The sequence below is a fragment of the Hymenobacter profundi genome, from assembly GCF_019334315.1.
Classification (GTDB): domain Bacteria; phylum Bacteroidota; class Bacteroidia; order Cytophagales; family Hymenobacteraceae; genus Hymenobacter; species Hymenobacter profundi.
On record NZ_JAHWGL010000143.1, the window covers coordinates 1 to 10,028 of the forward strand.

The 10,028-nt window shown below is 51.0% G+C and carries 7 protein-coding genes; 5 read left to right on the forward strand and 2 right to left on the reverse strand.

Annotation, left to right across the window (positions count from 1 at the left end):
* The first annotated feature begins 122 nt into the window (after positions 1–122).
* The 3 genes from KYK14_RS20550 to KYK14_RS20560 all read left to right on the forward strand — a co-directional run bounded on the left by KYK14_RS20550 (position 123) and on the right by KYK14_RS20560 (position 3,683).
* Positions 123–497 (forward strand): rhodanese-like domain-containing protein, encoded by a 375-nt coding sequence (locus KYK14_RS20550; protein ID WP_208306268.1) that lies wholly within the window; start codon positions 123–125, stop codon positions 495–497.
* Between the two features lie 58 nt (positions 498–555).
* Entirely contained in the window at positions 556–1,497 is a 942-nt protein-coding gene (locus tag KYK14_RS20555; protein WP_246601963.1) for an alpha/beta hydrolase, read from the forward strand.
* Between the two features lie 290 nt (positions 1,498–1,787).
* Positions 1,788–3,683 (forward strand): T9SS type A sorting domain-containing protein, encoded by a 1,896-nt coding sequence (locus KYK14_RS20560; RefSeq protein WP_219161577.1) that lies wholly within the window; start codon positions 1,788–1,790, stop codon positions 3,681–3,683.
* A 3-nt stretch (positions 3,684–3,686) separates the two neighbouring features.
* On the opposite strand, the gene KYK14_RS20565 is transcribed toward KYK14_RS20560, so the two are convergent.
* Positions 3,687–5,015, reverse strand: a complete 1,329-nt coding sequence (locus tag KYK14_RS20565) for a glycoside hydrolase family 2 TIM barrel-domain containing protein (protein ID WP_219161578.1) — start codon at positions 5,013–5,015, stop codon at positions 3,687–3,689.
* Between the two features lie 309 nt (positions 5,016–5,324).
* On the opposite strand from KYK14_RS20565, the gene KYK14_RS20570 reads away from it, so the two are divergent.
* Positions 5,325–7,760: a glycosyltransferase family 2 protein gene (locus tag KYK14_RS20570; protein ID WP_219161579.1), complete on the forward strand. Its 2,436-nt coding sequence runs from the start codon at positions 5,325–5,327 to the stop codon at positions 7,758–7,760.
* A gap of 135 nt (positions 7,761–7,895) precedes the next feature.
* Here the strand turns inward: KYK14_RS20570 and KYK14_RS20575 are convergent, their stop codons facing one another.
* Complete coding sequence (locus KYK14_RS20575) at positions 7,896–8,792, reverse strand: polysaccharide deacetylase family protein (RefSeq protein ID WP_219161580.1); 897 nt, start codon at positions 8,790–8,792, stop codon at positions 7,896–7,898.
* 139 nt (positions 8,793–8,931) lie between these two features.
* Between KYK14_RS20575 and dapA the strand changes: the two genes are divergently transcribed.
* Positions 8,932–9,828, forward strand: a complete 897-nt coding sequence (gene dapA / locus KYK14_RS20580) for a 4-hydroxy-tetrahydrodipicolinate synthase (RefSeq protein WP_219161581.1) — start codon at positions 8,932–8,934, stop codon at positions 9,826–9,828.
* The last annotated feature ends 200 nt before the right edge of the window (positions 9,829–10,028 follow it).

Sequence of the window (10,028 nt, forward strand, 5' to 3'; positions counted from 1 at the left end):
TATTTGCGTCTCATCGCTGAACAGTTTCGTCCACACGGCGCAGCCGACGAGACATCGTGCAACAACTAACTCAAACAGCTTCTAAATCGTGTCCCGCTTCTCAAACACTTTCCCTACCCACCATGTCCCGCTTCCTTCTACTGGCTTTCGCCGGCGCACTCACCTTCACGCAGCTTTCCTGCTCTTCAAACACATCGGTAACGCCTACCGAAACCGCCGCGCTGCTGCAAAAGCCCGACGTTGTGGTGCTGGATGTGCGCACGCCCGAGGAGTACGCCGATGGCCACTTGGCCGGCGCCCGCAACATCGACTTCAAAGCGCCGGACTTTGACGACCGGATTGCCCAGCTCGACAAATCCAAAACCTACGTGCTGTATTGCGCCTCCGGTAACCGCAGCGGTAAAACAGCCACGCTGATGGCCGAAAAGGGCTTTGCCAAGGTAGACAACGCAGGCGGCTTCAAAGATTTGAAGGCAGCCGGCTTGCCAACGGAATAGCCCGATGGGTGTTTTCTGCTGTAAGCGTGGCGGTTGGGTGCTGGTATTAGGACTGCTCTTGGCTAGCTGGGCAAGCCGTGCCCAAACGCCTACCCTGGCGCGCGATACGTCGTTCACGGTATACAGCGCCCTCGCCAAAGCCCGCAAGACCGACCCTACCATTACGCTGGCCCGGCCAGTGGTACCGGCAACTATTCACTCGCAGACGAACGTGCCGTACTGTACGGCTAGTGGGCGGGCGTTGCAGCTCGACGTGTTCTACCCCAAAGCCCGCCGCCGGGGCGGCTACCCGGCGGTGCTGTTGATTCATGGAGGTGGGTGGCGCTCCGGCGACCGGAGCCAGCACGTGCCGATGGCCCAGCAACTAGCGGCGCGCGGTTTTGTAGCCGTCACGGCCGAGTACCGCCTCTCCACCGAAGCGCCCTACCCCGCGGCTGTGCTGGATCTGAAAGCCGCCGTACGATGGATGCGGGCGCACGCCCGGGAGTATCATCTAAATCCCAAACAGATTGCTTCGTGGGGGTTTTCGGCGGGTGGGCAGTTGGCGGCGCTGCTTGGTACTACCAACGAAGAAACCCGCTTCGATTCGTTGGCGTGTAACACGGGCTATTCCAGCCAAGTGCAGGCCATTGTGGACGTAGACGGCATTTTGGCCTTCATCCACCCCGAATCGGGCGAAGGCGACGACCGGAAAAGCATTTCGGCGGCCACCTATTGGTTTGGCAGCTCCAAGACTGAGCGGCCTGCTTTGTGGCGCCAGGCTTCGGCCCTCACCTACGTAGGGCCGCGCACGCCCCCTACCCTATTCCTTAACAGTTCCGTGGCCCGCATGCACGCCGGCCGCGATGATATGACCCGGCAGCTTAGCCAGTTCAACATCTACCACGAAGTGCACACTTTCCCCGACGCGCCCCACCCCTTTCCATTGTTCAACCCCTGGTTTGCACCTACCTTGGACTACACTGTGGCGTTTCTGAATAAAGTATTCAGCGGGAAGTAGCAAATCGCTATTGACTATTACCGTTTCGGTAGCTATACTCAATCCAGCAATTGAGATTAGAGGACCTCATATACATAATTATGTCATATCCAATGTATCACAAGCTAGGTTCGGAGAAGTTTATTCTTTAAAAATTAACAAAATCACAAATGAGCATTCTCATTACTCATAATAAAATTTGTTTAATACAACAATATCTTTAATTCTGCTTCTAGCACCTATGTTCTTATATTAATCCACATTACATCAGGCATTATCATTGAAACGGGCTTGGCAAAAAGCCCGTTTCAATGATAAAACGCTTACTATTTTTTCTGCTGATCCATAGCTTCTGTATTACGTCCAGCAATGCTCGTACATTTTATCTAAGTGCTACCGGCGACGACACAAAATCAGGGTCGACCATCGAAACTGCCTGGCGTACCATTGTTAAGCTGAATACAATGGCTCTTAGTGCCGGAGATTGGGTATTATTTGAGAGCGGCAGTACTTTCGAAGGTAGTCTTTGGATTCGTAGCCAAGGCACTCCTGAGCAGCCTATTGTACTTAGCTCTTACGGCAAGGGTAGGGCCACGATCAATAGTGGCAAAGCGTACGGCTTTTATGCTCACAATATCGCCGGTATAGAGTTGCGCCGACTTAATTTCGTAGGATCTGGACGACTAAACAACACCAGTTCAGGCATTCTGTTCTATCTCGATTCGGCGGCGACGCATTTGCAACATATCGTCTTAGATAGTATAGATGTAAGTGGTTATCAAACATCTGGCATTTCAATTGGCAGCTGGCGGGGAACCAGTGGCTACCATAATGTACGTATAACCAATTGCTATAGCCACGACAACGGGGAGAGCGGTATTGCCTCGTATGCGCAAGAGCTAAACGCACATCGTGATTGGTATATTGGTCATTGCAAAGCGTACAATAACGCAGGCCGTGCCGACATCACCTATACGAATACTGGCAACGGCATTGTGATGAGTGGTATCGACGGTGTCTTAATAGAACGATGCGAAGCCTACAATAATGGCTGGCTTAATGCCAATCCTAGCGGAGGACCAGTAGGTATCTGGGGGTGGTGCTGCAACAATTTGATCATTCAGGAATGTGAATCACACCACAACCGTTCGGGTACCGCCCACGATGGAGGCGGCTTTGATCTAGACGGTGGCTGTACGAATTCTATTCTGCAATACAATTATTCGCACGATAATGAAGGACCGGGCTACCTACTGGCGCAGTACTATGGAGCCCCCCCTCTGCACGATGTGACAATTCGCTACAACATCAGTACAAACGACGCCCAGCGCTATAACCAAGGAGCTATTATGATATGGTCTTCGGGGGATAATGGCGGTATCCAACGCGCCTCTATTCATAATAATACTGTGTATGTATCACCGCCAGATAATGGTAGCAAGCCGAAAGCAGTGTATGTCAGCAGTGCTGGTATAAGTGGTATTACTTTCCGTAACAATGTGTTTCAGACAGAGTCAGGACTAGCGTTGCTAGAATCAGCTACGGCGTTTGGAGTTCGGTTTGAAGGCAACTGCTACTGGAGTTCGGACTACCCATTCACCATTCGTTGGCAAAATCAGCACTATAGCACGCTCACGGATTGGCGCGTGAAAACAGAGCAAGAGATGATTGGTACCCGCATCTGTGGTCTAAACGTAAATCCGCAATTAGCATTAGGCAATATTACAAACAGCAGTACGCTATCGTCAATTATCCCCGGTACCACACCCTTCCGTCTTTCCACCACATCGGCTCTTATAGGCGCAGGTTTGAACCTAATAAAGGAATTTGGTCAACAGCCTGGTTCGCGTGATTTTTATAACAATGCTACGCCCACACAAGACCAACGAGGAAACATTGGTGCTGATGAGAATAGTGCAGTAGTGCAAAGCAACCAAAATCGTTATACGGCTACCTCTACTTGGTGTACAGTATATCCCACTATCGCCCACGATTTTGTAAATGTACTTATAACTGACTCATCTCCAGTCACTACCATAGTACAACTGTACAATATGCAAGGTATACTCTGTCGTACACAGGTTTTATCCTCTACAACCTCTAAAGCCTATTCGCTCTCACTAAATGATTTGCCAGCCGGCCGTTATATTCTGCGTGCGACGCGGGGAGAGCAGATCACTGCACAATCATTAATAGTGACGTATTAAGCACTATTCGTAACATCTAAACGGCTGGTTGGCGGTAGCAACGCTACCGTGCCCATCCGAAACTGTAACATACAAGCGATAATAGCCTGCTGTGCTTGGCATACGTATCTGGGTACGTATACCCCGTACTTGTTTAATGCTGCCTGGCACAGGTTCCAGCGGACTGTCATCGCCTACCGAAACAGTGTAGCGCGTGGTACCCTCCGGCAGGATTTCCCAACGTGTCGTTAATGAGTCACCATCTGGGTCGAAGGCAACAGCTTGCGCAGAATAGGTCTCGTTAGCCTGCAATAATAATTTTTTTGCTTTTGACTTTCCTGCCAGTTCAAACAGGCGGATTTGCGGCGCTGCGTTTGGTGCCGGCTGATGCGACCAGAGCTTGTACATAACATCAATAGCTTGTGTCTTCTCACCAACGGCATTCGTAAGACTAAACCAAGTAGGGGTCATTTCATTCTTTTGCCCCCAGTAGAATATATAGCTACCCAAACAATGGGTGGAGTCAGCTAAAATCGACTCTTGATATCTTTCCTGTAGAAAAACTGCTTTTTCTGTACTGGTTTGTTCAAGTGGTGCGCCCCAGGCAGTACTATCTGATTCCCAATAACCTTTTGCTCCAAATTCAGTGACTATATATGGCTTTGTCCATTTAAAGCGTTGCAGATCCTGGGGGAGCGTACGAAGCCCTCCGAAAGTGTTTACAGACAACAGGTCGATTTCCGGGCTCATGATTCGCACAGCATCCGCTAGATTCAGCGAGCTATCTAGTATAGTAGTTACCGGGTGAAAGGGGTCTAACTCATGAATCATGCGGGCTGCCTCGTTCACAACTTGGTAGACGTTTGGATCAACGATGTGCATATTTAACTCGTTGCCTAGACTCCACATTAACAAAGCAGGCGAGTTACGATACTTTATTACCTCTTCACGTAAGTTTTCCATGAGCTTGGCTACTGACTTCTGATCATGATAGTCAAAGCCGCTCCTGTTATGAGGCATCCATAAACCAAGTGTGACTGTTAGACCCTGTCGTTGGGCCTCCTCCAATAGCGGTTCTGCATAATCAGTACTCCATAGCCGTACAGAATTGCCACCTGCTAAGCGCACTTCATTAAAATACTGCAATCCGGCAGCTCCTTTAATGAAGTAGGGCTTCCCTCCCCTTAACAATTGATATCCTGTAGGAGTAGTAACAATCTGTACAGGTAATATACCTGACGCCCGGACGGCTGCCCCCGTGGTACGTGCTTTATCATCTGAACTACAGGCCGACGCAATAACTACAGCAAATGCTATGATTTTAAAGCACAAACACTTAACAAACTTTGTCATGCAATAGTACAATTTTACGCAAAAGCTGAAGCAAATACATAAGTAACCATTTCCGAAATTATTGCTCCTTAGATTACCACATCTTTTTTTCAGCCCATTAAACTATATAAGAAAAACACAATGCAAATATATAAACTATAATAATAAAAAAATCATATTAATTTTTAAAAAAATCATATACATTTGCTGGAGACATCGTTGCATCTATAGAAGAATAAATGGAACTCTTAAATGTGTGAGCAACCAATCCTGAAGGAAAAAAGTGAATCAGCGGTTGTCAGATATAGGGCGGCGCCTCAGCTGTATAAAATGCGGCTACTGGTCGGGATGGGTGTCCTTTTTCTGCTACGCTTTGGCTGGTGGTTTATCGCCAGCAGCCCGGTTGGCTTCGCACCCCTGTTCTGGCTACTCACTCTCTCGCTTGGGTTTGCTCTACTCCACATTGGCTACGAATGGTACCACTACGTGAATGTACGAGAGCCGGTGGCCAGCCACGCCACCAGCAGGCTAACCGTTGACGTACTCACGACAGCTTGCCCAGGCGAGCCGCTGGCCATGATTGAGCAGACGCTGCGGGCCATGAAAGCTATCCGCTACCCCCATACAGATTACCTCTGCGATGAAGGCAACAACCCCTACCTGCAAGCGCTCTGCAGCGAACTTAATATTGTGTATGTCACGCGCCAGCTAAAAGTCAATGCCAAAGCAGGAAATATCAACAATGCCCTACAAGGAGCCACCGGTGACCTATGTGTGGTCCTCGACCCAGACCACGTACCCACCCCGGATTTTTTAGAGCATGTGCTCCCGTACTTTGCTGATCCTACGGTAGGCTTTGTGCAAGTCGTCCAGTCTTATGGCAATCAGAGCGAAGGCCTCGTGGCACTGGGCGCTGCGCAGCAAACGTACTACTTCTACGGACCGCTTATGATGGGCATGAACGCGTACGGTACGGTGCAGGCTATTGGGGCCAACTGTACCTTCCGGCGGGCGGCCCTGGACAGCATTGGCGGGCACGCAGCCGGCCTTACGGAGGACATGCACACAGCCATGCGCATGCATGCTAAGGGTTGGAAATCGGTGTATGTACCGCGCGTGCTCAGCAAGGGCTTGGTGCCCTCCTCATTGGCTGCCTACTACAGCCAGCAGCTCAAATGGAGCCGCGGGGCGTTTGATTTACTGCTGCGGGTTTACCCACGCCTGTTCGCTCATTTCTCCTGGCGCCAGCGCCTGCATTACCTGCTGCTGCCGCTGTACTTCCTGTCCGGCGTCATTACGCTGATCGATCTGGCGATTCCGATTGCATCGCTGGTGCTCTATCAGTTTCCCTGGCATATTCCCATCCGGGAATTTATGGTCTATGCCCTACCCTTGGTCGGGCTGATCTTTTTGATCCGGCATTATGCTCAACAATGGCTGCGCGAGCCCCACGAAACCGGTTTGCATATAACAGGCGGGTTTCTGCGCGTGGGCACATGGTGGGTATACGCCATCGGGTTTTGCTATGCACTGCTTAGAATCAAAGTACCCTACATCCCGACCCCCAAAGAAGGCAAAATTGAGAACGAATGGAAACTTAGCTTGCCCAACATCCTGGTAGCTTTTATAAGTATCGGAGCAGCAGTGTACGGCGTTAGTATCTCGTCAACTAATGCCACCAAGATGATGGCTGGATTTGCCGTCACCAATGCCATTATTCTGCTCATTGTGGTTCTGATGGGCCAGCATGCGCTTCTACGCTTTTTGAACGCAAAAGCCGCCGCTCTTTTTGGACGTAATCTACATCAGCGGGTAAGTCATTTCAGCGCTTCATTGACTTCAGTCTTAGAAACGGCTGTTCGTCGATACAGCCTCGTTATTGCCACTGTTTTGGTTGTGTCGGCTGCTTTTTCTGATGTAGTAGTTTCACGGAGGCATAGTATGCTAAAACAACGCCAGGCAGAGAAATGGATTCATACTGGTGGCGACGATGTACATTTCGGCTTGATGTTACCTAATCAGGATACCATACAGACGCTAACAAGCCAAGAAGTAGACCAATCCATGCTTCCGGCTACTTCGCCTTCCCGGATTGTGGCTATCAATCTTTCTACAATAAATAGTTCTGGTCTTCCAGTTATTCTCATTCAGTCACTCCTCCACCGTCATACTGTCCCTCTACTTACTTGGCATGTTAATGCAGGTGACACGCTACCATCGACGCTTATTGCCCATCAACTAAAACAAATTGAGGGGATGGTGATGCTAAGACCTATGTTATCAGCTCATAGTGCATCAGCATATCGCCGGGAATGGCAACTTTTAGTTGGTCGTATCCAAAACGCTGGTGGTACGAATGCAGCGTGGATCTGGTCACCGCCGCAACCTGACTCTTTGATCCAATATTTCCCAGGAGCCCGCTACACAAACTGGATAGCAGCAGATTACCGCCATCAAAACGTACGAGAAATATGCGGTGCTACTTCTCCCTACCAAAAAATGCGCTTGCAAATATCTTCTCGCATTGAATTACACGAGAAACCAGTAGTGTTATTTGCTGCTCCTGATCTTCATCAACAATCTGCTGCGCAGAGTAAGATTATCCGAAGTGCATGCGCTGAAATTAAAGCAGTAGTTTATCAAAGCTCTATTCTAAGCCAGACCAGAAGAAAGCGCAGACGCCTTTTAGCGAATGTGCACGATACAGGTAGCAAAAAAACTACACATCTTAAAAACTTAGAACTTACGCAGTCGCCCGTTTTTTAGCCCGCAGGGGCAGCATATTAGTAGTAACTAACTGGGAAACAAGAACAAATCTCCAGCGGGGCGGCACGCTTCAGACCGGCAACCTAGTGTCGCCCCTCCGGGGCTAGCAAAAGTCGCTTTGCGTAAGTCCTAAAGCTAAAAGCTGCGCACCATGCTGTTATGCAGCGTGCGCGGCGTCCAGTAGCCGCTGGCAATGATGCGGCGAATGGTGAACAGTGGGTCTTGCTGATCGCGCTTTTCGGCCAAAGAAAAAGCGGCCACAAACCCGCGCTTCTTCAGCTCTGGAATGGCCTCGGGGTTCCACAAGCCGAAGGGGTAGGCAAAATAGGTAATCTTCTGCCCCGTGATTTCCTCCAAGGTTTTGGTCGGCTTTTCGATCTGCGTCACCCAATCCTGACCCTGGTATTTCTTTACGTTGTGGTGGTCCCAAGTGTGTGAGCCAATGACGTTGCCTTCGTCGGCGAGCTGTTTCACCTGTGCTTTGCTCATGTACTTGGGGCGGCCCAGGCTCACGGTCATCACAAAATACACCGCCTTGAAACCGTGCTTTTCCAACTCGGGGCGGGCCACGGTGAACTGGTCCAGGTCTGTGTCGTCGAAGGTGAGCATCACAGGCTTGGGGGGTAGTGGCGCGCCGGTGGCGAGGTAGGCGTAGAGCTGATCGGGCAGGATGGTGTGGTAGCCCGAATCGGCTAGCATCTGTATCTGCTTTTTAAACGCGTCTACCGGCACAATGTAATCCTTAGCCGATTTAGAATCGCGCGGGCGCCAGTCGCGTATTTGATGGTAGCACAGGATAGGCACCTGCGGCCGGGCGTAGATAACCGCCGCGCTAGCTACGCTAGCCGCCGGAATGCTAGCGGGCGCAGCGGCAACTGGGGCCGCAACAGGCGCTACGACAGTAGCAGAATCGGTAGTTACAGCTGTAGGAGGGTCGGTTTCGGAAGCGGTGGCAGATTTGATATCGCAGGCGGGTAGGGCCAGCGTAGTAGCCAGCCCGGCGGCTAGCAAAGCGGTACGAAATACAATCATGGATATTTAAGAGCACCACGCTCTCAAAAAATGGGTATTTTTGAAAATAATTAATGGGAAAGGCTGCGCTGGATGAGTGCATTTATGCATTGTACTTTCAGCAGAGCAGCTTCCTTACAAATCAACTGATTTTCCACTCATGAACCAACTCCGTGGTACGGGCGTTGCGCTCGTCACGCCTTTTTTGCCTACCCCTGACCACGCCGTGGATTACGCCGCGCTGCGTCGTATAATTGACTTTACACTAGATGGAGGCGCTGATTATCTGGTGATTAACGGCACCACGGCAGAGTCGCCTACCCTGACAGTGGAAGAGCGAGCAGAGATTCTGCGTGTAGCCCAAGAACAGGTAGCCGGCCGCGTGCCGTTGGTTTTCGGATTGGGTGGCAACAATACCGCCGCTGTGGCGCACACCCTGCGCACCATCGATCTTACCGGTGTAGTGGCCGTTCTGTCGGCCTCGCCCTACTACAACAAACCGTCGCAGGCTGGTATCGAGGCGCATTACCAGCACTTGGCCGATGCCTCGCCCCTACCCCTACTCCTGTATAACGTGCCTGGTCGTACGGGTTCTAATATCACGGCGGATACTACCCTGCGCCTGGCCCAGCACCCGAACATCATCGGTATCAAGGAGGCCAGCGGCAACCTGGAGCAGTGCATTGCCATTGCTGCTGGCAAGCCCGATGATTTCTTGCTGATTTCGGGCGACGATATGATGACGACTTCGCTCGTCAGCTTTGGCGCCGTAGGCATCATCTCGGTGCTGGCCAACGCCTTCCCTCGCCCCTTCTCCGACATGACCCGCCACGCCCTGGCCGGCGACTTCGCCCAGGCCAGCCAGCTGCTCTACGATTTTGTGGCCCTCAACCCGCTGATGTACGAGGAGGGCAACCCCGTAGGCGTGAAAGCTGCTCTCGCGGCACAGGGCTTATGCTCAGCTGCTGTGCGCTTGCCGTTGGTAGAGGCGTCAGAAGGGTTACAGGAAAAGATTACGGTGCTAACGCACAAAATGCAGGGGGTAACGGTAGGGTAGCCACCACAGCAGCGCTAAGCAATCAGAAAACGGGTGTCATCCTGAGTGTAGCGAAGGACCTTCTCACGTAAGAACAAGTCGTTAGTACGACAGTCGTTCTTACGTGAGAAGGTCCTTCGCAAGCTCAGGATGACACCCGTTTTCTGTCTATTTATCTATTGCTACCGTTGCTCTCTACCACCCACTAGCCAGCACATCGG